This window comes from Polaromonas sp. P1_E11 (assembly GCF_056405995.1).
In genome coordinates this window covers 392,533-416,194 of the sequence record NZ_JBFUBA010000001.1, presented here as the reverse complement: position 1 = coordinate 416,194, position 23,662 = coordinate 392,533, and the positions used below count along the sequence as shown (strand labels likewise).

General features: G+C 60.8%; 23 protein-coding genes and 2 tRNA genes. 10 read left to right on the top strand and 15 right to left on the bottom strand.

The genetic code is table 11. From position 1 onward, the window contains the following. The first annotated feature begins 11 nt into the window (after positions 1 to 11). The 5 genes from AC1D11_RS02075 (at position 12) to AC1D11_RS02055 (ending at position 3,864) form a co-directional block, all read left to right on the top strand. Positions 12 to 1,118: a tartrate dehydrogenase gene (locus AC1D11_RS02075; protein ID WP_477649410.1), complete on the top strand. Its 1,107-nt coding sequence runs from the start codon at positions 12 to 14 to the stop codon at positions 1,116 to 1,118. Between the two features lie 255 nt (positions 1,119 to 1,373). Further along, positions 1,374 to 1,646 carry an HU family DNA-binding protein gene (locus AC1D11_RS02070; protein ID WP_007874140.1) on the top strand — a complete coding sequence of 91 codons (273 nt, stop codon included), beginning with the start codon at positions 1,374 to 1,376 and terminating at the stop codon, positions 1,644 to 1,646. Between the two features lie 17 nt (positions 1,647 to 1,663). Then, a tRNA-Val gene (locus AC1D11_RS02065) sits at positions 1,664 to 1,739 on the top strand. A gap of 87 nt (positions 1,740 to 1,826) precedes the next feature. After that, a complete protein-coding gene (locus tag AC1D11_RS02060; RefSeq protein WP_477650880.1) occupies positions 1,827 to 3,752 on the top strand; it encodes a SurA N-terminal domain-containing protein in 1,926 nt (641 codons plus the stop codon). 36 nt (positions 3,753 to 3,788) lie between these two features. After that, a tRNA-His gene (locus AC1D11_RS02055) sits at positions 3,789 to 3,864 on the top strand. A gap of 190 nt (positions 3,865 to 4,054) precedes the next feature. Here AC1D11_RS02055 and AC1D11_RS02050 read toward each other — a convergent pair. Further along, the gene (locus AC1D11_RS02050) at positions 4,055 to 5,029 is read right to left on the bottom strand and encodes an NADPH:quinone oxidoreductase family protein (RefSeq protein WP_477650340.1); all 975 of its coding nucleotides are present in this window, start codon (positions 5,027 to 5,029) and stop codon (positions 4,055 to 4,057) included. A 171-nt stretch (positions 5,030 to 5,200) separates the two neighbouring features. On the opposite strand from AC1D11_RS02050, the gene surE reads away from it, so the two are divergent. The 3 genes from surE (at position 5,201) to AC1D11_RS02035 (ending at position 7,896) form a co-directional block, all read left to right on the top strand. Then, positions 5,201 to 5,998: a 5'/3'-nucleotidase SurE gene (surE, locus tag AC1D11_RS02045; RefSeq protein ID WP_477650339.1), complete on the top strand. Its 798-nt coding sequence runs from the start codon at positions 5,201 to 5,203 to the stop codon at positions 5,996 to 5,998. Further along, on the top strand, positions 5,995 to 6,852 hold the full coding sequence (locus tag AC1D11_RS02040; protein WP_477650338.1) for a protein-L-isoaspartate(D-aspartate) O-methyltransferase: 858 nt from the start codon (positions 5,995 to 5,997) through the stop codon (positions 6,850 to 6,852). Before surE ends, AC1D11_RS02040 begins: the two co-directional genes overlap by 4 nt. 189 nt (positions 6,853 to 7,041) lie before the next feature. Further along, on the top strand, positions 7,042 to 7,896 hold the full coding sequence (locus AC1D11_RS02035; RefSeq protein ID WP_477650341.1) for a peptidoglycan DD-metalloendopeptidase family protein: 855 nt from the start codon (positions 7,042 to 7,044) through the stop codon (positions 7,894 to 7,896). A 206-nt stretch (positions 7,897 to 8,102) separates the two neighbouring features. On the opposite strand, the gene AC1D11_RS02030 is transcribed toward AC1D11_RS02035, so the two are convergent. Continuing rightward, positions 8,103 to 8,522, bottom strand: a complete 420-nt coding sequence (locus AC1D11_RS02030) for a VOC family protein (RefSeq protein WP_477650881.1) — start codon at positions 8,520 to 8,522, stop codon at positions 8,103 to 8,105. Positions 8,523 to 8,578: 56 nt separating this feature from the next. On the opposite strand from AC1D11_RS02030, the gene rlmD reads away from it, so the two are divergent. Beyond that, on the top strand, positions 8,579 to 10,060 hold the full coding sequence (rlmD, locus tag AC1D11_RS02025) for a 23S rRNA (uracil(1939)-C(5))-methyltransferase RlmD (RefSeq protein WP_477650882.1): 1,482 nt from the start codon (positions 8,579 to 8,581) through the stop codon (positions 10,058 to 10,060). 163 nt (positions 10,061 to 10,223) lie between these two features. On the opposite strand, the gene AC1D11_RS02020 is transcribed toward rlmD, so the two are convergent. Further along, complete coding sequence (locus tag AC1D11_RS02020; RefSeq protein ID WP_477649637.1) at positions 10,224 to 10,913, bottom strand: Bax inhibitor-1/YccA family protein; 690 nt, start codon at positions 10,911 to 10,913, stop codon at positions 10,224 to 10,226. Positions 10,914 to 11,105: 192 nt separating this feature from the next. On the opposite strand from AC1D11_RS02020, the gene AC1D11_RS02015 reads away from it, so the two are divergent. Then, complete coding sequence (locus AC1D11_RS02015; protein WP_477649636.1) at positions 11,106 to 11,513, top strand: GlcG/HbpS family heme-binding protein; 408 nt, start codon at positions 11,106 to 11,108, stop codon at positions 11,511 to 11,513. Positions 11,514 to 11,723: 210 nt separating this feature from the next. Here AC1D11_RS02015 and AC1D11_RS02010 read toward each other — a convergent pair whose 3' ends face one another. The 12 genes from AC1D11_RS02010 to AC1D11_RS01955 form a co-directional block, all read right to left on the bottom strand. Then, positions 11,724 to 11,942, bottom strand: coding sequence for a hemin uptake protein HemP (locus tag AC1D11_RS02010; protein WP_477649635.1), 219 nt, complete (start codon positions 11,940 to 11,942; stop codon positions 11,724 to 11,726). A gap of 161 nt (positions 11,943 to 12,103) precedes the next feature. Further along, a complete protein-coding gene (locus AC1D11_RS02005; RefSeq protein ID WP_457278813.1) occupies positions 12,104 to 12,514 on the bottom strand; it encodes an ExbD/TolR family protein in 411 nt (136 codons plus the stop codon). A gap of 71 nt (positions 12,515 to 12,585) precedes the next feature. Then, on the bottom strand, positions 12,586 to 13,302 hold the full coding sequence (locus tag AC1D11_RS02000) for a MotA/TolQ/ExbB proton channel family protein (protein ID WP_477649634.1): 717 nt from the start codon (positions 13,300 to 13,302) through the stop codon (positions 12,586 to 12,588). Positions 13,303 to 13,331: 29 nt separating this feature from the next. Then, entirely contained in the window at positions 13,332 to 14,015 is a 684-nt protein-coding gene (locus AC1D11_RS01995; protein WP_477649633.1) for an energy transducer TonB, read from the bottom strand. A gap of 131 nt (positions 14,016 to 14,146) precedes the next feature. Continuing rightward, a complete protein-coding gene (locus AC1D11_RS01990) occupies positions 14,147 to 14,392 on the bottom strand; it encodes a (2Fe-2S)-binding protein (RefSeq protein ID WP_477649632.1) in 246 nt (81 codons plus the stop codon). Positions 14,393 to 14,673: 281 nt separating this feature from the next. Then, positions 14,674 to 15,381: a Fe2+-dependent dioxygenase gene (locus AC1D11_RS01985; RefSeq protein ID WP_477649631.1), complete on the bottom strand. Its 708-nt coding sequence runs from the start codon at positions 15,379 to 15,381 to the stop codon at positions 14,674 to 14,676. Positions 15,382 to 15,468: 87 nt separating this feature from the next. Next, on the bottom strand, positions 15,469 to 17,778 hold the full coding sequence (locus AC1D11_RS01980) for a TonB-dependent receptor (protein ID WP_477649630.1): 2,310 nt from the start codon (positions 17,776 to 17,778) through the stop codon (positions 15,469 to 15,471). A 355-nt stretch (positions 17,779 to 18,133) separates the two neighbouring features. Beyond that, on the bottom strand, positions 18,134 to 18,610 hold the full coding sequence (bfr, locus tag AC1D11_RS01975) for a bacterioferritin (RefSeq protein WP_477649629.1): 477 nt from the start codon (positions 18,608 to 18,610) through the stop codon (positions 18,134 to 18,136). 140 nt (positions 18,611 to 18,750) lie between these two features. Then, positions 18,751 to 19,524: a ferredoxin--NADP reductase gene (locus AC1D11_RS01970; protein WP_477649628.1), complete on the bottom strand. Its 774-nt coding sequence runs from the start codon at positions 19,522 to 19,524 to the stop codon at positions 18,751 to 18,753. Between the two features lie 426 nt (positions 19,525 to 19,950). Then, the gene (locus AC1D11_RS01965; RefSeq protein ID WP_477649627.1) at positions 19,951 to 20,160 is read right to left on the bottom strand and encodes a hypothetical protein; all 210 of its coding nucleotides are present in this window, start codon (positions 20,158 to 20,160) and stop codon (positions 19,951 to 19,953) included. Continuing rightward, entirely contained in the window at positions 20,157 to 21,329 is a 1,173-nt protein-coding gene (locus AC1D11_RS01960) for a PepSY-associated TM helix domain-containing protein (protein WP_477649638.1), read from the bottom strand. Before AC1D11_RS01960 ends, AC1D11_RS01965 begins: the two co-directional genes overlap by 4 nt. 57 nt (positions 21,330 to 21,386) lie before the next feature. Beyond that, positions 21,387 to 23,492 carry a TonB-dependent siderophore receptor gene (locus AC1D11_RS01955; protein WP_477649626.1) on the bottom strand — a complete coding sequence of 702 codons (2,106 nt, stop codon included), beginning with the start codon at positions 23,490 to 23,492 and terminating at the stop codon, positions 21,387 to 21,389. Positions 23,493 to 23,662: the final 170 nt, after the last annotated feature.

The following is a 23,662-nucleotide window of genomic DNA, read 5'->3' as shown; positions in this document are numbered from 1 at the left end:
AAAGGAACATCATGAGCGGGAACACCGGAAAAAAACGCATCGCCGTCATCGCAGGCGACGGCATCGGCAAGGAGGTCATGCCCGAAGGCGTGCGTGTGATGGAGGCTGCGGCCGTCAAATACGGCATCGACCTGCAGTTCGACCACTTCGATTTTTCAAGCTGGGACTACTTTGAAAAGCACGGCAAGATGATGCCGGACAACTGGAAGGACCAGATTGGCGGCCATGACGCGATCTACTTCGGCGCCGTGGGATGGCCTGCGAAAATCCCGGACCATGTTTCACTGTGGGGTTCGCTGCTGCTGTTCAGGCGTGAATTCGACCAGTACATCAACCTGCGGCCGGCTCGGCTGATGCCCGGCATCATCGCGCCGGTCGTGCGGCGCGACGGGAGCGCGCGCCAGCCCGGTGAAATAGATTTTTACATCGTCCGTGAAAACACCGAGGGCGAATATTCCAGTATTGGCGGGCGGGCTTTCCCGGGTACGGAGCGCGAGTTTGTCCTGCAGGAGTCGGTGTTCACCCGCATCGGCGTGGACCGCGTCCTGAAGTTCGCCTTTGAACTTGCCCAGTCCCGTCCCAAGAAGCACCTGACCAGTGCGACCAAGTCCAACGGCATTTCCATCTCCATGCCTTACTGGGATGAGCGCGTGGCCGAGATGGCGAAAAACTATCCGGGTGTCCGCCTGGATCAATTCCATATCGACATCCTGACCGCGCATTTCGTGCAGCGCCCGGACTTCTTCGATGTGGTGGTGGCCAGCAACCTGTTCGGAGATATCCTGAGTGACCTGGGGCCGGCCTGCACGGGCACCATCGGCATAGCGCCCAGTGCCAACCTCAACCCCGAACGCAAGTTTCCCTCCCTGTTCGAACCGGTGCACGGTTCGGCCCCGGACATTGCCGGGCGCAACATTGCCAACCCCATTGGGCAGATCTGGTGCGGCGCCATGATGCTGGAATTCCTGGGGCACAAGGAGGCGCACGACGGTATCCTTGCCGCGATTGAAGCGGTGCTGCTTCCTGGAAGCGGTGCGCCGCGCACGCCGGACCTGGGCGGAAAAGCTGGCACGGCCGACCTCGGCAAGGCCGTGGCAGCCGCCCTCAGCGGGTTATAAGGACGCTTTTTGTCAAGCATGAAAATTACACATCATGCTTACGATTAAGCCGTGAAAGCGCTGAAAAACCGTCTAGAATCCGCCTCCGCACGTTGTAAAAACTTGCTGCTGTATTGACAGGTTAGGAGTCCATGGCTCTAATTGGAATCAGCAGAAAACTGCACATGCCGCTCCCGCTGACACACTCAACACCGTGTCCCGGGAGATATTTTTTAGAGACAACCAGATTAACTTTTTATCAACGAGGGGCTCCTTGTGAACAAGACTGAACTGATCGAGCACATTGCCAAGCATGCTGATATTTCCAAAGCTGCCGCTACGCGCGCGCTGGAGTCAACCATTGGCGCTGTGAAAACAACCCTGAAAAAAGGAGGCTCCGTGTCTCTGGTGGGTTTCGGCACTTTTGCCGTGGGAAAACGTGCTGCGCGCACCGGCCGCAATCCGCGTACCGGCGATGCGATTAAAATCAAGGCTGCCAAGGTTCCAAAGTTCCGTCCAGGCAAAGCTCTCAAGGATGCTTTGAACTGAAACGGAAACTCAACGTGGGGTGCTTAGCTCAGTTGGTAGAGCAGCGCCCTTACACGGCGTAGGTCGGCGGTTCGAGCCCGTCAGCACCCACCACCCACGAAAAAAGGCGAACATGGTTCGCCTTTTTTGTTGTTGGCTCCCGGTTTGTTCGTAAAGCTGTTGCAGCACAGGAAGTTCGAGATGTTTGATTTCATTCGCAAGCACACCAAAGTCACCATGGCGTTGCTGTTTTTGCTGATTGTTCCGTCCTTTATATTGGTGGGCATGAACAGCAATGGTCCCTCCGGGAACAACAGCGGGGTCGTTGCCGTTGTCGACGGAAAAGACATCACGCAGCCCGAATGGGACCAGGCCCACCAGAACGAAGTTCAGCGCATACGCGCTTCCATGCCATCGATTGATGTCAAGCTGCTGGACACGCCGCAGGCGCGCTATGCCACGCTGGAGCGGCTGGTACGCGACCGCGTGGTCGCTGCTGCTGCCCATGTCACCGACGACTATCTGGCGCGCGAGCTGCAGAAAATCCCTGAAATCGCCGCCCTCAAAGGCCCGGACGGCAAGCTCGATATGGAGCGGTATCGCCAGTTGCTGGCGTCGCAGGGCATGACGCCGGAAATCTTTGAGGCAAATGTCAGGGCCGGGCTGCCGAGCCGGCAGGTGCTGGGCGGTATTGGTGCAAGCGGCTTCGCCACGAATGCCGCGGCCGATCTGTCGCTCAATGCCTATTTCGAGAAGCGCGAAATCCAGCTGGCCCGTTTTGATGCTGCCGATATGGCAGCCAAACTGGCGCCGACCGATGCCGACCTTGAGCAGTTCTACAAAGCCAACGAGAAGCTCTTTCAGGCGCCCGAACAGGCCAGCATTGAGTATGTAGTGCTCGACGTCGAGACTGTCAAAAAGACGGTCACCGTCAACGAGGCCGATCTTAAAACGTACTACGAGCAAAATGTCCAGCGCCTGGGTGGCACCGAGGAGCGCAGGGCAAGCCACATCCTGATTGCAACGCCTAAAACCGCCTCCGCAGCTGATCGCGAGAAGGCGAAAGCCAGGGCGGAGGAATTGCTGGCACAGGTCAGGAAGGCGCCCGATACTTTTGCCGACGTGGCGCGTAAAAATTCGCAGGACACGGGTTCGGCACCTGCTGGCGGCGATCTCGATTTCTTCGCGCGCGGCTCGATGGTCAAGCCGTTTGAGGACGCAGCCTTTGCGATGAAGAAAGGCGACATCAGCAATGTCGTGGAGTCGGAGTTCGGCTACCACATCATCAAGCTGACGGATGTCAAAGCGCCCAAGCGGCCTGCTTACGAAGAAATGAAACCGCAGCTGGAAGCCGACCTCCGCAAGCAGGAGGCCCAGAAGAAATTTGCTGAAGTTGTCGATGTCTTCACCAATGGCGTCTATGAGCAGCCCGACAGCCTCAAGCCCGTGGCGGACCGGCTGAAGCTGGAAATCAAAACGGCCAGCGGTGTGCTTCGGCAACCCAAAGTCGGTGCGTCCGGTGTGCTGTCCAATCCGAAATTCCTGGGCGCGCTTTTTTCGCCCGACGCGATCGAAAAGAAGCGCAATACCGAGGCCATAGAAACAGCGCCCAGCCAGCTGGTTTCGGGCCGGATTGCCCAGTACACCCCGGCGCGCACCCAGCCCTTTGCCGAAGTAAAAGATGTCGTGCGCCAGCGCTGGGTTGCCCAGCGCGGCGCCGAAGAAGCGCGCAAGGAAGGCGAGGCCAAGCTGGCTGCGTGGAAGGCCGCTCCGGCGTCCGCAACCGCTTTGGCCGCGCCTGTGGTCGTGTCGCGCGAGCAAACCCAGAAGCTTCCCAACCCTGTGATCGATGCGGCACTGCGCGCCGATGCGGCTGCCTTGCCGGCATTTGCCGGGGTTGACCTTGGGGCACAGGGTTACACCGTGATCAAGGTCAACAAGGTGGTGCCGCGCGAGGCGCCGCTTGAGGCGGCGGCGAAGCAGGAACGCGGCCAGTACACACAGTGGTGGACCGCTGCAGAGAATCTGGCGTATTACAACGGCCTGAAGGAGCGCTTCAAGACAAAAATCCTGGTGGCAAAGCCACCTGTTGCGAAGGCTGGCGCAGAAGAAGTCGTCACCCAGTAAATTGCAGCGGCTTTGCCGCTATAATGCAGGGCTCCGGTGGCTGTAGCTCAGTTGGTAGAGTCCAGGATTGTGATTCCTGTTGTCGTGGGTTCGAGCCCCATCAGCCACCCCAGTATTTGAAGTCCCGCTTGCCGCAAGGCTCACGGGACTTTTCCTTTGGGGCCGTCCTGAAGCCGTGTTCACTATGCGAAACCGGCATTTACGCGTGTGCTTTTAATTGTCAAAGATACAAGACTTGCTGGCTGTATCACTGTATCAATCCGTTGAGCTGACGGCAGGCTATTGGGCAAGTGGCCGCGGACCTAGTTCACCATGACCAGCTTGCCCTTGACGCCACGTGAGCCCATGTGGGCATAGGCGGCTTTCAGTTCGGCCATGGGCATGGTGCGGTCAATAACCGGCTTGATCCTGCCAATGGCGTACCAACCTGCCAGCTCGGCCATCATGGCCGCATTGGCCTTGGGTTCGCGCTTGGCAAAGTCTCCCCAGAACACGCCGACGATGGATGCGCCCTTGAGCAGCGTGAGGTTGAGTGGCAGGGACGGGATGGGGCCCGAAGCAAAGCCCACCACCAGGTAACGGCCCCGCCACGCGATGGAGCGAAAAGCCGGCTCGCTAAACTCACCGCCGACCGGGTCATAAATCACGTCAGGTCCCTTGCCTTCGGTCAGTGCCTTGATTTCGTCACGCAGGTTTTTCGTGGTGTAGTTGATGGTGGCGTCCGCGCCAATGGACGTGCAAAGGGCACATTTCTCATCGGTCGATGCGGCTGCGATCACGCGAGCTCCGGCGGCCTTGGCGATCTGTATGGCGGCGGTGCCTACACCGCCTGCCGCACCCAGCACCAGGACGGTTTCACCGGCCTTGAGTTGTGCGCGGTCCATCAGGGCGTGCCACGAAGTTGCGTAAATCATGATGAAGGCGGCGGCATCCACAAAGGGAAATCCTTTGAGCAAGGGCATGCACAGGGCCGCCGGTGCAAGGGTGTGCGTGCCGAATCCGCCGGTGCCGGAGAGGCAGGCCACGTTTTGCCCCACCTGGAGGTGCGTGACGCCTTCACCTACCGCCTGGACGATGCCGGCGTATTCTGAGCCGGGCACGAAGGGCAGGGGGGGTTTCATCTGATATTTGTTCTGCACGATCAGCAGGTCGGGAAAGTTCAGGCTGGCGGCCTTGATCTCAATCAGCACTTCGCCTGCCTTGGGTTGCGGTGTGGGCAATTCTTTCCAGGTCAGGGCGTCTACGCCGGTGGGGTTTTCACAAAGCCAGGCTTGCATGGAATGTCTCCGATAGAAGGAATGCTGCGACAGGTACAGAAGAAACAGAAGAAGAAAGGCGGGCCGCCGAGGGAAAGAGAAGGCACCTTGCCTGCATCATAGGCAAAGCGGCAGGTTTTGCGATGTCCGGCAGGGCTCAGGCTGTCGCAGCCGTGACCGTAAAATCAGTCCATGAAAATCCTCATTTGCAACGACGACGGTTACCAGGCCTCCGGCATCATTGCCCTCTACGAAGCGCTTAAAACCGTTGCCGATGTCGAGGTGGTGGCACCCGAGCACAACAACAGTGCCAAATCAAACGCGCTGACCCTGCACTCGCCGATGTACGTGCAGACTGCGGCCAATGGCTTTCGCTACATCAACGGCACACCGGCAGACTGCGTCCATATCGCGCTGACGGGTTTGCTGGGCTACCGGCCCGATCTGGTGGTTTCAGGCATCAATAACGGTGCCAACATGGGCGACGACACGATTTACTCCGGAACCGTGGGCGCCGCCATGGAAGGCTACCTGTTCGGCATTCCTTCCATCGCGTTTTCCCAGACTGAAAAGGGCTGGGCGCATATCGACGTGGCAGCCCGGCGGGCGGCCGAGCTGGTGCAGCAACTGATGCCCACGCTGGAGGCCGTGGCTGAAGGCGCTGAGCCGACGGTGCCGCCCTGGCTGCTCAATGTGAACATTCCCAACCTGCCCGACAACGAGATCCAGGGTGTGAAGGTGGCCCGGTTGGGGCGGCGCCATGCGGCCGAACGCGTCATCGTGCAGACCAGCCCGCGCGGCGAAACCATGTACTGGATTGGCGGCGCAGGGCCTGCGAAAGAAGCTGGTGAAGGGACCGATTTTTATGCCACCAGCCAGAAGTTTGTGTCCATCACCCCGCTGCAGGTGGATTTGACCGATCATGAGCGTCTGCCCTATTGGGCCCAAACCGCTGCCCGGCTGGCCGAGCTGCACAAAAACCCCTCATGAAATCCAGCCTCAAACCGCCATTCAATCCCACTGCCAAACCGCCGGCTGCGGCAGGCCGCCCGGCATTTCCGGTTCGCCTGAAGCCCGACGCGGGTGTTCCATCTGCTACAAAATCAATAGCTGGTGGCGCACGGCCAGAGCACACTTCAAGCCAAAATTCCTTGAAGAAACCGGCGCCGACCGCGGCTTCCGGGTTACCGGGTGGTGTTGGGCTCGATTCGCACGCCGTGCGTGCGCGCATGGTGAGCAAGCTTGCCGCGCAGGGTGTTGCCGATGCGTTGGTACTCGCGGCCATGGGGGCTGTCGAACGCCACCGTTTTGTCGACACTGCGCTGGTCAACCAGGCCTATGAAGACACCAGCCTGCCGATTGGCCTCGGGCAAACCATTTCCAAACCCAATGTGGTGGCCCGCATGCTGGAACTGTTGCGCCGCGGCGCGGCCGGCAAGCTGGGGCGGGTACTTGAAATCGGCACTGGCTGCGGCTACCAGGCCGCGGTGCTCAGCCATCTGGCGACTGAGGTCTACAGCATCGAAAGGCTGCGCGGCCTGCACGACAAAGCCAGGGAGAATTTGCGGACTTTACGCCTGCCCAATGTGCACCTGCTGTTTGGTGATGGCATGATGGGCTACGCCAAGGGCGCGCCTTATGCGGCCATCATTGCTGCTGCCGGCGGGGAGGCCATTCCGCCTGCCTGGATTGAGCAACTGGCGGTAGGCGGCAGGCTGGTGGCGCCCATGCAAACCGCCGGCGGCGCCCAGGCGCTGGTGGTGGTCGACAAAACCCCCCAAGGCGTCAGGCAGACCCTGCTGGAGGCCGTTCATTTTGTGCCTTTAAAATCGGGGACAAGCTGACGATCCGGCCCCTGCAGGACCCAGGCCGGTTATCGATATAGCAGTGACGGCATTGAACCATCCGATCATCCAGTTAACCAATACGCCATACCCGTCAGATTGACGACGAAAGAACCAATGAATCAAACCGTACGGCCGAACCGGGCAGTGTCTGTGGATGCCGCAGGCGCAAGTCATGGCGCCCGCTCAATGCTCGGCAGGCTGGCCCTGCCATGCGCCCTGGCGGCAGCGCTGCTGCTTGCCGCTGGCTGCGGCACGCGTTCTACCACCCATGCCCCGGTTGAAGACCGCGGCACCGGCTTGTCGCGCCCCACGCCGGGCGCCGTGGACGCGGGCAATGTCAAACAGTTGCCCGGCTTTGAAAACGCCGGGAAACCCGGTTACTACACCGTCAAACCCGGTGACACCATGATCCGCATCGGCCTGGAAAACGGCCAGAACTGGCGCGACATCGTGCGCTGGAACAACCTTGAAAACCCCAACATCATCGAAGTGGGGCAGGTGCTGCGTGTGGTGCCACCGACCAGTGAAAACCCGCTGGTAGTGACTCGTCCTGTGACGTCTGGGTCGGCCACCACGTCGACCGCATCCACCACCCCCACCCAGGCTGCCAGCGCGGCGCGTCCCGCGTCAGCACCAGCAGGCGCCAGCCCGGCACCCGCTGCAACGGGCGATGAAGACATTGCCTGGATCTGGCCTGCGCAGGGCACGATGCTGGCGGGTTTTGATGAAGCCAAAAACAAGGGCCTGGATATTTCCGGCAAGGCCGGTGATCCTGTCATTGCGTCCGCCGACGGCCGTGTGGTGTACGCCGGCGCCGGCCTGCGCGGCTATGGCAACCTGATCATCCTCAAGCACAACAACACCTTCCTGACGGCCTATGCGCACAACCAGACTTTGCTGGTCAAGGAAGACCAGAGCGTGCGAAAGGGCCAGAAGATTGCCGAGATGGGCAACAGCGACGCGGACCGCGTGAAGCTGCATTTCGAGATTCGCCGCCAGGGCAAGCCTGTTGATCCTTCCAGATATCTGCCTGCCAAATAAGCGGTATTTTCATTCGCAGAAAGGGGCCTCGCGTTTGCCGGGCCCCTTTCTTTTTTTCTGACGCCTTGACGCTGCTTGGGCCAGAGAATATCTACCGAAAAATTCAAGGAAAAAGGCTCGCAGACCAGTCTCGATGAGCGCAAGCAGCTATCTATTTTGTAGCAAATGATTGTGCGGAAATACAGCTGCCTGCCCGGGGCCTGTGATCAGTGAGGCTGCAAAATCTCGTCGTAGCCACGGCCCTTGAACTCCAGCAGGTCAATGCCATGGCCAAAAGGGTCGGCCAGCCCGGCAATGCGACCCCAGACCCGTTCGGCCACGGGCATTTCCAGAACGGCTCCGTGGCGCTGCAACCGCTCAACCGCTGCGTCAATGTCTTCCACCACAAAATCAAGATGGACGGGTGTCCAGTGGCGCTGGTAGGTGCGAACACTCTCGCTGCCCTGGCCGCTGGCGATCGGCCGGGTGCCTGGCGCATTGAAGAGCAGGTCGATCGGGCTGCCCGCACCGAGAATTTCCACGAAGTCGCTCTTGAAACGGCGGCCTGTACGCAGCCCGAGCGCCTCTGTATAGAACTCGACGGCGCGTTCCATGTTGTCAACATCGATGCAAATACGAAGCTCCATGGCGCCTTCCTTTCACGCGTTCAGAAAATGGTACCGCAGCCTGAGACAATTGGTGCATGACAGAAGAAAGCCAGAACAAGCAGCCTGCTACGGCGGCCGACTACCCGCCGGACGTGCTCGAAGTTGAATCACTCGACATCGAAGCCCAGGGAATTGCCCACAGGGCTGACGGCAAGGTGGTTTTTATCGAGGGTGCCTTGCCTTTCGAACGGGTGACTGCCAACGTTTACCGCAAGAAAAGCAGCTTTGAAAAAGCCATGGTGATGGCGATTCACCGTGAATCGTCCCAGCGCGTGCGCCCGGCATGCCCGCATTTCGGCATGCACACCGGCGCCTGCGGCGGCTGCAAGATGCAGCATTTGCATGTGGGGGCGCAGGTGGCCGTGAAACAGCGTGTGCTCGAAGACAACCTCTGGCACATCGGCAAGGTCAGGGCGGACAACCTGCTGCGGCCCATTGAAGGGCCGGCCTGGGGATACCGCTATCGCGCGCGGTTGTCGGTGCGCTATGTCCGCAAAAAGGGCGCCGTGCTGGTGGGGTTTCACGAGCGTAAAAGCGGTTATGTGGCCGACATGACCGAATGCCATGTGGTGCCCCGGCACGTCAGCGACATGCTCGTGCCGCTGCGCGAGCTGATCGGCAGCATGGATGCGAAGGAAACCCTGCCGCAGATCGAGCTGGCCTGTGGCGACGAGGTCACGGCCATGGTGCTGCGCCATATGGAACCCTTGAGCACCGGGGACTTGAACCGCCTGCGTGCTTTCGCTGCGCAAAACCCCGGCCTGCAATGGTGGCTGCAACCGGGGGGCCTCGAGACAGTCAAGCTGCTGGACGACGCTGTGCAGGAGCTGAGCTACGGTCTGCCGGAGTTCGATGTGGTCATGCCGTTCAAGCCGACCGATTTCACGCAGGTCAATCCCCACATCAACCAGGTGCTGGTTTCACGTGCACTGCGGATGCTGGCGGTACAGCCGGACGAGCGGGTGATCGACTGGTTTTGCGGCCTGGGCAATTTCACCTTGCCGCTGGCCACGCGCGCCCGCGAGGTGCTGGGCATCGAGGGCAGTGAAGTCCTGGTCGCCCGTTCACGCGAGAATTTTGAGAGGAACAGGCCAGAATCCCGCGTTCGGCGGGCGCTGGCAGCTACAAAATTTGTAGCGCGCAACCTGTTTGAAATGACGCCGGCGATGCTGGTGAAAGACGGCCGGGCCGACAAATGGCTGGTGGACCCTCCGCGTGAAGGCGCTTTTGAGCTCTTCAAGTCCCTGGCAGCGTTGCACCAGCAGATCATCAGCGGCGTCCCCTGTGACGACGGTGAGCACCAGCAGAGCCTGGCCCTGAACGGCTGGGCGCCGCCGCAGCGCATTGTCTATGTAAGCTGCAACCCGGCCACCCTGGCGCGGGATGCGGGCGTGCTGGTGGACAGCGGCGCTTACCGCTGCACGGCGGCTGGCGTGGTCAACATGTTCCCGCACACGGCCCATGTGGAATCCATTGCGGTGTTTGATTTGGCCCCCACGGTCTCTCACTGCGTGTAGCTCCCTGCTCCCACGAGGGGGCCGCTGCGCCTGCGGACTGGCAGAGCCAGATCCGCGGCCCCGGCTTGAATTGGAGAGCCCCAGCTCACCCTGCGGAGAATGACATGAGGTGCGCATGAAAAAAGGGCCCTGAGGCCCTTTTTTTGTTCTGTAGCGAAGCGGATCAGTCCCGTTCGCCGCCGAAGATGCCCAGCAGGGCCAGCAGGCTCTGGAAGATGTTGAACAGGTCCAGGTAAATGGCCAGTGTGGCGCTGATGTAGTTGGTTTCGCCGCCGTCAATCACCTGTTTCAGGTCATACAGCAGGTAGGCGCTGAAAACCGCGATCGCCAGCGTGCTGATGACGGCCATCAACATGGTCGAGCCGACAAACACATTGATGACGGCTGCCACCAGGATGACCAGCGCGCCGGCGAAGAGCCACTTGCTCATGCCGCTCAGGTCACGCTTGATGACAGTGGCCAGGCTGGCCATCACGAACATCACGCCGGCCGTTCCGGCAAAGGCGGTCATGACCAGTGATGCGCCGTTGTTGAAATTCAGAACCATGTCGATCATGCGCGAGAGCATCAGGCCCATGAAGAAGGTAAAGCCCAGCAACACGGGCACGCCTGCGGCCGAGTTCTTGGTCTTTTCGATGGCGAAAATAAAGCCGAAGGCGCCGCCGAGGAACACGATCAGGCCCAATCCGCCCGTCAGGGAGCGGGTAATGCCCGTCGCCACACCCAGCCAGGCGCCCAGCACGGTGGGCAGCAGGCTCAGGGCCAGCAGCCAATAGGTGTTGCGCAAGACCTTGTTGCGTTGCTCGACGCTGGAAGCAACGCCGTAGTCGAGGGTTTGAACATTGTCAGTCATGAAAGTCGTCTCCAAGGCGCCAGCAAATGCCGGCAAGATTATTTTAGGGTGCATTGCTGTTTTTCCAGCCCTCACTCCCTACTTTTTGTAAGGGTTCTATAAGCTAATTTGGCGGCAATGCGGGTGAAGGGCCGCCTCAAATTTGCGTATGCTCAGTATCTTTGCCAACAAACTCCGGAAATCCTGAAGACCATGAAATCAAAAGCAGTGCTTGAACTCGCCGACGTCAAAACCATCGCCGCCGCCGCCGAGGCCGAAGCCCTCAAGAACAACTGGGCCGTCACCATTGCCATCGTCGACGACGGCGGTCACCTGCTGCACCTGCAGCGCCTGGATGGCGCGCCGCCCATTTCCTCGCACATTGCGCCCTCCAAGGCCAATACGGCCGCCATGGGCCGCCGTGAGAGCAAGGTTTACGAAGACGTCATCAACGGCGGCCGCACATCCTTCCTGTCGGCGCCCTACATCCACGGCATGCTCGAAGGCGGTGTGCCCATCGTAAAAGACGGGCAGTGCATTGGCGCTGTCGGTGTGAGCGGCGTGAAGTCCAGCGAGGACGCGCAAATTGCGCGCGCCGGTATTGCCGCTATCGGCCTGTAAACCGCTTCGCAGCGGGAATAAAAAAAACCGACCATGGGGTCGGTTTTTTTATTGGCGAGAGCAGAACAACATCAAGGAAAAAAAAGCCTGGCTAAACAACTCCAAAAGAGTCTGTGGCTGGCTAAAAACGACCTTGGAGGCTTGGTAGCCCCGGATCGCCCCACGATGAAACTGTGCTGATGAAGAGGATGATGAAACGGTGAAGGCGGCTTACTTGGTCAAAATCAGTTTGCCCAGGCGAGTGGCCTGAAGGCGGTAAGTCGAGCCGTTGTGGTTGATTTCCACCGCCTTTTGCCCGCGCAGGATTTCGGTGCTGTTGACGCAAGCGGCGGAAGCGCCCGAAGGATGGCCGCCAGAAGCGGTCTCTGTGTGCGCAGGGGCGCGGGCAGGAAGGCTCAAGGTATGGGAGGCGGGCATTGCGATGGACATGATGGTTAAACCTGTTTGGGCTTCGTTGAGTTAATGATAACCATTCTCATTTGAAAGTCAAGCGAATCCAGGCTGCGGTTTTGTTTCTTTCTGTGTGAAAAACCTGGAGTGTCTGTCCAGCAGGCATGCATCCAGGACCCGATCAGTCCTGCAGGCCCTGGTCAGTTCTTGGGTTCAGTGATGAAACCGATCTTGCGCAGGCCAGCCTGTTGGGCTGCTGCCATGGCTTGCGCCACGCGCTCGTAGCGCACTGATTTGTCGCCGCGGATATGCAGGTCTGGCTGCGGGTTTTGTGCCGCCGACGCCTTGAGCTGCGTGACCAGGTCTTCGTCTGAAATCTTGGTCTCGTTCAGGAAATAGCTGCCTTCCGCATCCACGCTCAGGCGAACCGTTTCCGGCTTGATGTTTTGCGCTTCGTTGGAAGCGCGCGGCAGGTCGATGTTGACGGAATGCTTCATCACGGGGACCGTGATGATGAAGATGATGAGCAGCACCAGCATGATGTCCACCATGGGCGTCATGTTGATTTCGTTCATCACCTCATCGCTGTCGTCTTGGGTTCCAAAGGCCATGGTGCTTCTCGGTCACTGAATGAGGGAGCTCCGCGGCTGTGGGGCGGCAGAGCAGGATAAAGGGCGGGCTTTCAGGCTTTTTTCATTGGCACAACATTGGCCTGCTGGCCGCCGGCGCTCACGCGGGCGCCGGTCACGAAGTAGGCGTGCAGGTCGTGCGCAAAGCGGCTGAGTTTTTGCAGCACGCCCTTGTTGCCGCGTACCAGGGCGTTGTAGCCCAGCACCGCCGGGATGGCAACCGCAAGGCCCAGCGCTGTCATGATCAGCGATTCGCCGATCGGGCCGGCCACCTTGTCGATGGTCGCCTGGCCGGCTGCGCCGATGGACAGCAGCGCATGGTAGATGCCCCACACGGTGCCGAAGAGGCCGACGAAGGGGGCGGTGGAGCCGACCGAGGCCAGGATGGCCAGACCCGACTGCAGCTTGCCGGTGAATTCGTCGATGGCATTGCGCAGCGTGCGCGTGACCCAGTCGCTCACGTCCAGGGCGTCGTGCAGGTGCGCCTTGGTGTTGCGGTGGTGCAGCGTGGCTTCGCGGCCTTCCAGGGCGAGCTGGCGGAACGGGTTGGCGGGGTCCGAGCCCAGCTTGGTGAGGCCTGCGGCAAAGTCTTCGCTGTGCCAAAAATCTTCAGAGGCGCGGGCAATCTTTTTGTACTTGATGAGGTCCAGCGTCTTGATGATGATGACCATCCATGACGCGAGCGACATGACCAGCAGCAACACGGCCACCGATTTGGTAACGATATCGCCCTGGCTCCAGACGTTGGCAAGGCCGAATTGGGAATTCATGAATCAATACTCCACGGGTTTCAAAAAAATTACTCCAGGACGAAGTTGATGGGTACGTTGAACCACATCTCTTCGGCCACACCGCCACGCTTGCCTGGCACGTAGCGCCAGCGCATGACGGTGGTGACCGCTGCCTGGTCAAGCCGGTCAAAGCCGCTTGACTGGCGGATTTCGGTTTTCTTCGCCTGGCCGTCTGCACCAATCAGCACGCGCACGATCACTTTGCCCTGCTCGCCAAGGCGCCGGCTGATGGGTGGATAGGCGGGCTTGGGGTTTTGCAGGTAGTCGGCATCGCTCGATGGCAGCTGTACTGCCGGTGGTGCGGCCGGTGCAACGGGGGCCACGGCCACAGGCGCGGGCGGTAGCGGCGGCGTGACAATGCCCGTCGGGGCATTGGGCGAAGGTGTCGGGTCCGGGATGGCCAGCGGCTGGGGCGCGGGTTTGTCGGGTGCCCTGGCAACCGCTTTTTTCTGCACGGTGGGCGTGGGTGGGGTAGGGGGGACGGGCTCCACCTTGGGGGCGGGCGGGTCCACGAATTGCGTGAGGATTTCCGCAGGAATCACGATTTCGGCAGCTCGCATCAGCAAGCCGCTTTGCAGCGCCCAGATGAACCCTGCATGCAGGGCCACCACTGTCAGCGCGATAACGGCATTGCGGCTGAGGGGCTGGCGCGGCGGGGTGGGGCGCGGTGCGGTGGAGAAAGTGGCGTTCATCGAGAGGGAGATAGGTGGGCGAATGGCCACATGAGGCGCGGTTTCGGTCAAAAAGACAACCGGGAATTAGCGGCGGAATATCCACCACGCGGAACCTATCACCAGCACAAGGCTGACAGGAAGGGCCGAAATCAGTATTGGGGAGAAGGTTGCAAGGTGTTCCATGGGCTGCCTTCCAGCGTGTGGGTGGCGAGCTTGATATTGGCCGTCGGGCAGCTGGCGCTGCACTGCGCCACCACGTCGCGGGCGCAGCCTTCGCACTGGCCGCACTGGGTGGCCACGCCGAGTTCGAACTGGATCTCGTCAAAGCCCAGGCCTGCACGGGCATGGCGGGCAATTTCTCGGTCGGAGATTCGGCGGCAGACGCAAACGATCATGGATGGGCTTGGCTGGTGATTGATTCAATCGGTGCGTTGATTATAAATGCGAATCTATCGCATTTGCAATCATGAGATGCAGATTTCAGGAAGTGCGAGCCATTTGGAGAGGATTTTTGGCCTCGTTTTGGAAGCCAAATTCAGCAGAAATCCTTTCTGGACGGGCGCAAGCAGCTATGAATTAGATAGCGGAAAGGCTGCTTCTTGAGGCGAGCGAGGCACCATGGGGTGATCGGTTGCCAAGACCCTTCACGATGCAGGACAAACGCGGTCCGACCGCCTTAAACCTCAGCCCACATGCGCAGCAGGTTGTGATAGCAGCCTGTAAGCCGGACTACCTCGGCGCCTTCGGCCGCACCTGGAATGGAGCGTTCCAGGTCTTTCTGGCGCAGTGAGGTGATGGCCATGTCCATCTCATACAAAAGCCGGCGCTGTGCATCGGAGCGCACCATGCTTTCAATCCAGAAGAAGCAGGCCAGCCGCTCACCGCGCGTAACGGGCTCCACGCGGTGCACCGATGTGCCCGGGTACATCACCAGGTCACCTGCCTCGAACTTGATGCGTTGCTCGCCATAGGTGTCTTGCACGACCAGTTCGCCGCCGTCGTAGCTGGCCGGATCGCTCAGGAACAGCGTGCAGGAAATGTCGGTCCGTACATGCCGTGCTGTGGCCGCATGCGTGCGTACCGCGTTGTCGATATGGTTGCCGAAATTGTTGGCGTCGCCGCCATAGCGGTTAAAGAGCGGCGGATAGACCGATTTGGGCAGCGCCCCGGTCACGAACATCGGGTTGCGGGCCAGTGCCACCGACACGATGTGGCGCGCCTGCTGGGCGGCGGGCAGCTCTTCTGGCAGCTGCAGGTTGTTCTTGACGGTGCCGCTCTGGCTGCCGGCGGTGATGCGGCCGTCGGCCCAATCGGCGCCCAGGATCAGCTGGCGGACCTGCGCAAGTTCGTCCGGCTTGAGGGCTTGTTGAATGCGAAGCAGCATGGAGGAATCTCCGGAAAGATCGCTGAAATGAAAAAGGCACCCGGAGTATCCCCCAGGTGCCCAAGACCTTGAAACTCTCTTTTTAAATCAGAACTTGCTGGTGAGTGTCACACGCACGCTGCGTGCATCGCCGGGCGCCACAAAACCGCGATACAGCGTGTTGTAGTAGACCTTGTCAAACAGGTTGTCGATGTTCAGCTTGACGGTATTTTTTTCATTGATGCGATATTCCACCAGCGCGTCGGCCTTCACGTAACCCGGCACCCGGTTGGTGGCCGTGACGGCATTGGCCGGCTTGTTGGTGCTGACGGCGGTGAAGCCGCCGCCGATGCGCCACTTGTCGCCGATGCGGTAGGTGGTGAACAGGTTAGCCTGGCGGCTTGGGCTCAGGCCAGGATCTTGTCCCAACTCGGCGGCGGTTGTGGTCTGGTCGATTTTCGCCTTCATGAAGCCAATCCCTGCGAACACATCCCATTGGGGCGTGATACGGCCAGCGACTTCAAATTCGAGCGCGTCGGTGTGGCGCTTGCCTGACAACAGAAAGCTGGTCGGGCTCGCTGTAGCGATGTCGGTGTTACGTTCGTTGTACTTTTCCGTACGTGCCAGCGCGGCGCGGATGGACAGGTCGCCACCATAGAGTTCCCACTTGGCCCCGATTTCGGTATTGCGGCTCTTTTCTGGCGGTGTGTTGGCCGACAAGGCGTCAAATTGATACAAATCGCCGGAGGTGTTGAACGCTGTGCCGAAGGCCGCGTAGTAGCTGACCTCATCGGTGGGTTGATACATCACGCCGATCCGCTTGCTCAGCAGCCGATCAGACCTGGTGAGTGTGCCGTTGTTGGGGGGCGTGGCCGTGGGGCGCTCGTAATCCGCTTTGAAGTTGTCCAGACGCAGCCCGGCAATCAGCTTCCAGTACGGCGTGAGGTCAATCGTGTCTTGCATATACAGGCCCAGCGTCGTGGCTTTAAACGACGTTTCCAGCCTCTGCGTGTAGTTGCCCCCGATACCGGCGCTGATTGGGTTACCTACTGTCGTGCTCGGCTTGGCCCCGGTCAAGAAGGGATAGCTGAGGCGGTCGGAGTTTTCCACGGCGTACTCGGCACCGACCAGCAGGCTGTTCTTGCGGCCAAACCACTGCGTGGTGGTGAGGTAGTCGGTTTGCAGGAAGGTGTGGTGTTCGTTACCCGCCTTGGCATTGCCGGCGCTGGTATTGCCGCGGCTGACGATGGTGTTGGCGTTCAGGTTGGCCAGGGTGGTGCCGGCGGCAAAGCTGGCCTGCGTGGCACGAAGCGAGCGGGAGTAGTAGCCGTCGCGCACCGTGGTCTTCAGGCTGCTGCCGTCGGTCCAGCGGTGGGTATGGCTCAGGGTGACGGCGTCGGCCTTGTCGTTCTGGAAGTCGGTGTTGAGGCCATACCAGTATTTCTCGGTGCCAGGCGCGGGGCGGCTGTTGAACCAGGCAAAGCCCCAGTCGGGCTTGTCGTTGTAGTGCAGGTGGTAGTAGCTGATTTCAAATTCGTTTGCTGTGCCGATGCCGAAGCGGTAGTCCAGGGCCAAGCCGCGGCGATGGGTGGAAGCGCTGGCGTTTTCCCCGCGGCCGTCGCCGTCTGTCGCCATGGCGTTGATGCGCAAAGCTGCGTCGTCGTCGAGCTTGAAGTTGAAGTCGCCCTGGTAGCGCTGGTAGCCTTTGGTGCCGACGGTGGCGTTCACTTCGTGCTCGGTGATCAGGCGTGGCTGCTTGCTGACCTGGTTAATCACCCCGCCGGTGGAGCCGCGGCCGAACAGCATGGAGGCAGCACCACGCAAGACTTCCACACGCTCGGTGTTGAAGTTGTCGCGGTTGTACTGCGCGATGTCGCGCATCCCGTCCATGTAAATGTCGCCCGCCGCGCTGAAGCCCCGGATGCGGATGTTGTCGCCGACCCGGCCGCCTTCGCCGGCTTCAAAGGTGATGCCGACGACGTTTTCGAGTGCGCTCTTGAAGCTGTCCTTGCCCTGGTCGTGCATCAGTTTTTCGTTGACGACCGTCAGCGACTGGGGAACGTCCTTGGCCGGCACGGGCATCTTGCCGACACTGGTGATGCCGCTCTGATAAGTCTGGCTTGCGCGATCGCGTGTGCCCGTCACCGTAACGGGGGCGAGGCTCCTGCCTTCAACAGGTGCTGCAGAGGTGGACGATGTGGCGGTAGTGGCGCCGGTGCTGGGCGTCGGGGTGATGCTCTGGGCCCAGCCCGACACCGAAACCGCCAGCATGAGCGCGCCAAGCGGGAGCAGGGCTTTGTCGGAAGATGCGGCAGGATTGGCAACCGGGCCGGCAAACGGCGTGAAATTGTCGGCGCCCGTGGTGCGGGTCTTTTTGTTGCGCGCAGGGCGTGCGGCGCGAGCAGAAGGGTGTGCCAAGATGGCCTCCAAGCAGGGTCCTGCCTTGCAGGCGGAGGACCGGGTTCAGGAAAAAGCTTGGCTGGCTCGAAATGCCCTCGGGCGCGAGTTGGCTGGCTCGTGAAGTTCGCCCGAAGTGTATATCAAATGATAATGATTCGTAATCCCTTGTATCTGGATGTTGCAGGAATGACGAGAAAAGGTGATGCTTGTGTGGCGAAAACGCGATATGTCTCTGTGCTGCCGCGAAATTGAGGCCGGGAAAAGAGCTTCTGAAAACCAGGGGGCAGTCAGCGTTGGCGCAAACAAAAAAMGGGGCCTGCGCCCCGTTTTTTGTTTGCGCCAGGCATGTCATCCGGCTGTTTCAGGACCGCATTCAGCTCAACTCGCCCATCTGGCTTTGCAGGTAGTTTTGCAGGCCAACCTTGCCAATCAGCTCAATCTGGGTTTCCAGGAAGTCGATGTGCTCTTCGGTGTCATCGAGGATTTCCTGCAGCAGGTCGCGTGAGACATAGTCGCGTACGCTTTCGCAGTGGGCAATGCCGTCCTTGATGGTGGCCTGTGCACCGGTTTCGGCTTTCAGGTCGCAGTTCAGGGCTTCCGGAACATCCTCGCCGATCATCAGCTTGCCCAGGTCCTGCAGGTTGGGCAGGCCATCGAGCATGAAGATGCGGTCCATCAGCTTGTCGGCGTGCTTCATCTCGCCGATGGACTCTTCGTATTCCTTCTTGGCCAGCTTGTCCAGGCCCCAGTGCTTGTACATGCGGTAGTGCAAAAAGTACTGGTTGATGGCCGTCAGCTCGTTCTTCAGCTGCGCCTGCAGGTGAGCGATGACTTTTGCGTCGCCTTTCATGGAAATTCCTTATCGTTGTGTAGTGCGGATCGCCCATTGTCACTGGCCGCGTACCGTAACTCAAGCATTCCCCTGCTGGGGCGGTCTGGTTGCGTTTGATTGTGAGAAACGTTCGCATTGCAAACGTTTCCCGTTGTCAGTCAGCGCTCGGCAAATGCGCGTTCCACCACGAAGTGGCCGGCTCGCTGCATGTTGCCTTCCTCAAAGCCGCGCTCTTCCAGCATGGCCTTGATGTCGCGCAGCATGTCGGGGCTGCCGCACAGCATCAGGCGGTCGTTCCCGATAGAGATCGCGGGCAAGCCCAGGTCGCTGTACAGCTTGCCCGACTGCATGAGCTCGGTGATGCGGCCTTCGTTGCGAAAGCGCTCGCGCGTCACGGTGGGGTAATACATCAGGCGTCCGCGCACCAGCTCGCCGAGGAACTCATGCTCATGCAGCTCGTGCTCGATCAGCTCGCGGTAGGCCAGCTCGGCGCTGGTACGGCAACCGTGCACCAGCACCACGCGCTCAAACCGCTCGTAAGTGTCGGGATCCTTGATCAGAGAGAGAAAGGGCGCCAGACCAGTGCCGGTGGCCAGCAGCCACAGCGTGCCGCCGGGCAGCAGGTTTTGCAGCAACAGCGTGCCGGTGGGCTTGCGGCCGACCAGGATGTCGTCGCCCGGCTTGAGGTGTTGCAGCCGCGAAGTCAGCGGGCCGTCGGGCACCTTGATGCTGAAGAACTCCAACTGGTCTTCATGGTTGGCGCTGGCCACGCTGTAGGCGCGCAGCAATGGTTTACCGTCCACGGGCAGCCCGATCATGGTGAACTGGCCGTTGACAAAGCGAAAGCCCGAATCGCGCGTGGCGGTGAAGCTAAATAGCGAGTCGGTCCAGTGGTGGACGGAAATAATGCGTTCTGTGTTGAAGGCGCTCATGAGAGAAAAAAAGAAGAGGGGGAAAGAAATGGGGGGACGAGAAAGGGCTTGGGTGATGCAAGGGACTCACCGCGCATCCCTTCAGGTCGTGCCCTCTGATCGTGCGTGAGCAAGCCTGAATTTTATAGCCTGAGCGGGCCTGCCGCCGGTGATGGCTATAGACGCCACATCGGCGCCAAGGTCAGGCACATCACCATCGCACTTCGCGCGGCGACAGAACTCAAGCGCCAGGCAGCCGCACCTGGGCAAGTGTGGTCAGTGAAGGTTTTTTTGGGTTGCTATTAAATCAGGAGCTGCTTGCGCCCGTTTTGTAAGGGTTTCTGGCACTTTCCCCATGAAATTTTGGTGTTTTTGTGCTTCGCTTCAAAGTGCTGCCAGATTAACTTTTACATACCGCTTCAGAGCAAAAAACCACTCACTCGCCATTCAGCGTTTGCGCGGCCCGCCGGGCACCCACGAGAACCAGGCCATCACAGCCACGGGCACGCCCAACCCCAGCCAGCACCACCAGTCGCCCCAGCCATCAGACACCAGCGCAGTCAGCAGGCCGGTGGTGCTGAGCGTGCCCAGCGCGAGGGGCCAGCGCCACAGGCGCCAGAAAGCGGAGTCCTTCGCGGAATCGGCCTTTGCGCTCATGCGGCACCGCCAGTTGTTTCGTGGCGTGCCGCATGCGGCGCCGGTATTTGCCCTGCTGTTTTTTCCGGCTTCGCCGCTTTGGCCGGATTACGCCGTCCAAGCCACAGGTAAAGGCCGCTGCCCAGCACGATGATGGTTGCGATGTCCAGCAGGGCCCAGAGGATTTGCATCGGCATGCCGCCGTAATCACCAAAATGCAGCGGCTGCGACACCAGCAGCGCTGTGAGGTACCAGGGCAGCGGCGGGCTGGCCGTGAGCGCATTGGTGCCGGCGTCCACCAGCACCGGCTTGAGCAGGCGCGAGTTGAAGGGTTCGTTGCCGCGCAGGAAGACGGTGTAGTGGTGCGGGCTCGAAAACGACGTGCCAGGGAAGGCGATAAAGGCCATCTTCATTTCAGGCGCCAGTGCGGTCGCCGATGAAGCTGCCTGCTGCACCGAGGCCAGGCGTGCCGGCGGTTTTTGCCCCTGGTAGGGCGCCAGCAGCGAGCTCAACTGGTCGTACTGCCAGTACTTGATCAACAGGTCGGCCCAGGTGTTGATCATGCCCGTGGCGCCCACGGTGAAGGCCCACACCAGCGTCACGATGCCCAGCAGGTTGTGCAAGTCCAGCCAGCGGGCGCGTGGGCGGGTTTGCCGCACCGTGCCGAAGTCCAGCTTGCGCATGAAGGGCGCATACAGCACCACACCCGAGACAATCGCCACCAGCAGCAAGAGCCCCATGAAGCCCAGAAAGAGCTTGCCCGCGAGTCCGGCAAAGAGGTCAACGTGCAGCTTGAACATCACGTACATAAAGCCTTCGTCGAACCTGGGTTGGGCCAGCACAGCTGCGGTGCGTGCATCGACAGCGACGGTTTTGTTACCCACCTCGGACAGCGGCGTGTCGCCCAGCGTGACGTACCAGAAGCGGTCGTCGTCGATTTCGTGCGAGGCGAACATCGGCACTTTTCCCGGGTGCAGCGCCTGCGCCACTTCCATGACCTTGTCCAGGCTGGCGCGCGGTGTGCCCTTCGGCAAATCGGGCGCTTCAACTTCGGTGCCCAGCAGGTGGCCGATCTCATGGTGAAAGATCAGCGGCAGCCCGGTCAGGCACAGCAGCAGCATGAAGACCGTGCAAACCAGGCTGCTCCATTTGTGCACCCAGGTCCAGGTCTTGATGCGCCGGCTGTCCATCGCCGTCTTCTTGCCCGTGAGGCTGATCGTGGTCATCATGGCTCTCCTTCTTGTCGTCTAGAAGCGGTAGGTAGCGCTGGCCACCACCGTGCGCCGCGCGCCATACCAGCAGTCGCCGCGGGCCAGGCAGGTGCTGAAGTAGGTCTTGTCGGTCGCGTTGTTGATGTTGACGGCGTAGCGCCAGTTCGCGGTGTCATAGGCGAACATCAAATCCAGCAGCGCGGCTGCGGGGATTTCCGGGCCATTGCCGCCGCCTTGCTGGTCCCGGAAAGCGCCCATCCAGCGCACACCGGCGCCCGCCGAAAAGCCATTCACGCCGGCGATGGAGAAGCGGTACTTGGTCCAGGCGCTGGCCTGGTGCCTGGGCAGGCCTTCGAGCTGCTTGTCCAGCTCGGTGTAATTGTAGTGCGCGACCAGCTCCAGATTGGATGTGACGGAGCCCTTGACTTCCAGCTCCAGCCCCTTGGTGCGCGTGGCGCCCACCTGGGTGTAGACATTGGGCAGCGGCGAGGAAATCTGGTTTTTCTCGCGCAGGTCATAGAGCGCGGCACTATAAGCCAGTGCGCGGCCCGCCGGCTCGTATTTCAGGCCCAGTTCCCATTGCTCACCGCGCAGCGGCTTGAACAGCTGGCCTTTGATGGCGGCCTGCGGCGTGAAGGACTCGCTGTAGCTCACATAGGGCGACCAGCCCGAGGGGTGGGCATACATCAGGCCCAGGCGCTTTGTGGTGGCCGAGGTTTCTTCATCAGAGCGGCCTTCGGCGCCCGACACGGACTTGTCGTGGCGCAGGCCCGCCGTCACGATCCAGTTGTCCAGCTTCATCTGGTCTTGCAGATACAGGCCTGTCTGCCGCTGCGTGGTGCCCGGCAGGGCCGCGCGTACGGGGATGAGCAGGTTGCCGTAGACGGGCGCGTAAGCGTCGATATCGCTGACCGTGGCGCCCGCCAAGGTGTTCTCGCTGTGGCGCGCAAAGTCGGCGCCCACCAGCAGCGTGTGCTTGAGCGCACCGGTGGTGAAATGGCCTTCGGCGTGATTGTCCAGCGCGGTGATGCGGTTGCGCGTGAGCGAGCTGTCGTTGATGCGGCCCAGCCGCCGTTTGGCCACCGGGTCGGACCCCCAACTGCCAGGGCTGGTGAAGAAGTCGCCGTAGTGGTAGCGGTTGTCGTTCTCGTTGGTGGCGTGGCGAAAGTTCTGGCGCACCGTCCAGGTGTCGTTGAACTTGTGCTCAAAGAGCCAACCGATGGACTTGCGTTCGGAGTCGTAATAGTCGCCGGGCTCACCAATGAAACGATTGGTAGGCAGCTGGCCATTGGGGTTGGGCAGCAGCGTACCTTCCCACGGGAAGAACTGCGACGTCGAGCCGCTCTTGTCTTTTTGCCACAGCGCCTGCAGCGTGAGCGAAGTAGCCGCATTGGGCCGCCAGGTGAGGGATGGGGCGATCAGGCTGCGGTCGTCGGGTACGAAGTCGACCTGCGTGTTGGCGCTGCGCTTGAGTGCGACCAGCCGGTACAGCCATTCACCATCTTCCGTCAGCGGGCCGGTCAGGTCGAGCTGGAGCTGCTTGCGGCCGTTGCTGCCGAACTGCACGCCTACTTCGCGCTGGGTTTCGGTTTGTGGCCTTTTGCTGACCATGTTGACCACGCCGGCCGCCGTGCCCGCGCCGAACAGCATGCCCGACGGGCCGCGCAGTACCTCCAGGCGCTCCAGCGTGTAAGGGTCTGCGCGTGTGCGGCTGGTGTAGTAGCCGTAGGCTTCACGCAGGCCGTCCAGGTAGTTGTCCGGGTTGGCACCGCGCACGCGCACCGAGTCGGTTCGTGAATCCAGTCCATAGGCATCGGAGCGCACGCCGGCGGCGTAGCCCAGGGCGTCCTGCAGGTTGTTGGCACCCTGGTCTGTGATCTGCTGGCTGGTGATGACGGTCACGGCCTGCGGCGTTTCGGACAGCAGCGTGTCGGTCTTGGTCGCGGTAGAAGCCCTTTTGGCGCGGTAGCCGATCACCGGGCCGGTGGCGGTTTCGTTCTCCTGGTCGGAGCGCACCTGCACTTCGCGAAGGGTTGTCTCGGCCGCTGTCTGGGCATATGCGCCTTGGAGCGCGGCGATCAGCGAAAGGATGGCGAACGGTGCAAGGTGGCGCGCGGCGTGCGGCAGATGCGTGGTGAGCAAGTCAAAACTCCTGGGAAGGATCGCCAGGGAACTGGCGTGCGCACAGCAGCCCCTGACGCCACGATGGGTGACGAAAATTCAGGGGGCCTGTGGGCGGGTTGTTGGCTTGCTACGCCTGGCAGCGCGAGAAGGCTGCCGGGTTGTTTGGCTAGCGAGTAGGGCGCTGCGAA

What these genes read in the sequence shown, in the direction of transcription:
- AC1D11_RS02060 (WP_477650880.1), top strand. Translation starts at nt 1,827, where the DNA reads ATGTTTGATTTCATTCGCAAGCACACCAAAGTCACCATGGCGTTGCTG.
- AC1D11_RS02005 (WP_457278813.1), bottom strand. Translation starts at nt 12,514, where the DNA reads ATGGCCTTTGGAACCCAAGACGACAGCGATGAGGTGATGAACGAAATC.
- AC1D11_RS01995 (WP_477649633.1), bottom strand. Translation starts at nt 14,015, where the DNA reads ATGAACGCCACTTTCTCCACCGCACCGCGCCCCACCCCGCCGCGCCAG.
- AC1D11_RS02000 (WP_477649634.1), bottom strand. Translation starts at nt 13,302, where the DNA reads ATGAATTCCCAATTCGGCCTTGCCAACGTCTGGAGCCAGGGCGATATC.
- AC1D11_RS01970 (WP_477649628.1), bottom strand. Translation starts at nt 19,524, where the DNA reads ATGAGCGCCTTCAACACAGAACGCATTATTTCCGTCCACCACTGGACC.
- AC1D11_RS02035 (WP_477650341.1), top strand. Translation starts at nt 7,042, where the DNA reads ATGCTCGGCAGGCTGGCCCTGCCATGCGCCCTGGCGGCAGCGCTGCTG.
- AC1D11_RS02050 (WP_477650340.1), bottom strand. Translation starts at nt 5,029, where the DNA reads ATGCAAGCCTGGCTTTGTGAAAACCCCACCGGCGTAGACGCCCTGACC.
- AC1D11_RS02040 (WP_477650338.1), top strand. Translation starts at nt 5,995, where the DNA reads ATGAAATCCAGCCTCAAACCGCCATTCAATCCCACTGCCAAACCGCCG.
- surE (WP_477650339.1), top strand. Translation starts at nt 5,201, where the DNA reads ATGAAAATCCTCATTTGCAACGACGACGGTTACCAGGCCTCCGGCATC.
- AC1D11_RS02010 (WP_477649635.1), bottom strand. Translation starts at nt 11,942, where the DNA reads ATGTCCATCGCAATGCCCGCCTCCCATACCTTGAGCCTTCCTGCCCGC.
- AC1D11_RS02030 (WP_477650881.1), bottom strand. Translation starts at nt 8,522, where the DNA reads ATGGAGCTTCGTATTTGCATCGATGTTGACAACATGGAACGCGCCGTC.
- AC1D11_RS01985 (WP_477649631.1), bottom strand. Translation starts at nt 15,381, where the DNA reads ATGCTGCTTCGCATTCAACAAGCCCTCAAGCCGGACGAACTTGCGCAG.
- AC1D11_RS02015 (WP_477649636.1), top strand. Translation starts at nt 11,106, where the DNA reads ATGAAATCAAAAGCAGTGCTTGAACTCGCCGACGTCAAAACCATCGCC.
- AC1D11_RS01965 (WP_477649627.1), bottom strand. Translation starts at nt 20,160, where the DNA reads ATGAGCGCAAAGGCCGATTCCGCGAAGGACTCCGCTTTCTGGCGCCTG.
- bfr (WP_477649629.1), bottom strand. Translation starts at nt 18,610, where the DNA reads ATGAAAGGCGACGCAAAAGTCATCGCTCACCTGCAGGCGCAGCTGAAG.
- AC1D11_RS01960 (WP_477649638.1), bottom strand. Translation starts at nt 21,329, where the DNA reads ATGGACAGCCGGCGCATCAAGACCTGGACCTGGGTGCACAAATGGAGC.
- AC1D11_RS01990 (WP_477649632.1), bottom strand. Translation starts at nt 14,392, where the DNA reads ATGATCGTTTGCGTCTGCCGCCGAATCTCCGACCGAGAAATTGCCCGC.
- AC1D11_RS02020 (WP_477649637.1), bottom strand. Translation starts at nt 10,913, where the DNA reads ATGACTGACAATGTTCAAACCCTCGACTACGGCGTTGCTTCCAGCGTC.
- rlmD (WP_477650882.1), top strand. Translation starts at nt 8,579, where the DNA reads ATGACAGAAGAAAGCCAGAACAAGCAGCCTGCTACGGCGGCCGACTAC.
- AC1D11_RS02075 (WP_477649410.1), top strand. Translation starts at nt 12, where the DNA reads ATGAGCGGGAACACCGGAAAAAAACGCATCGCCGTCATCGCAGGCGAC.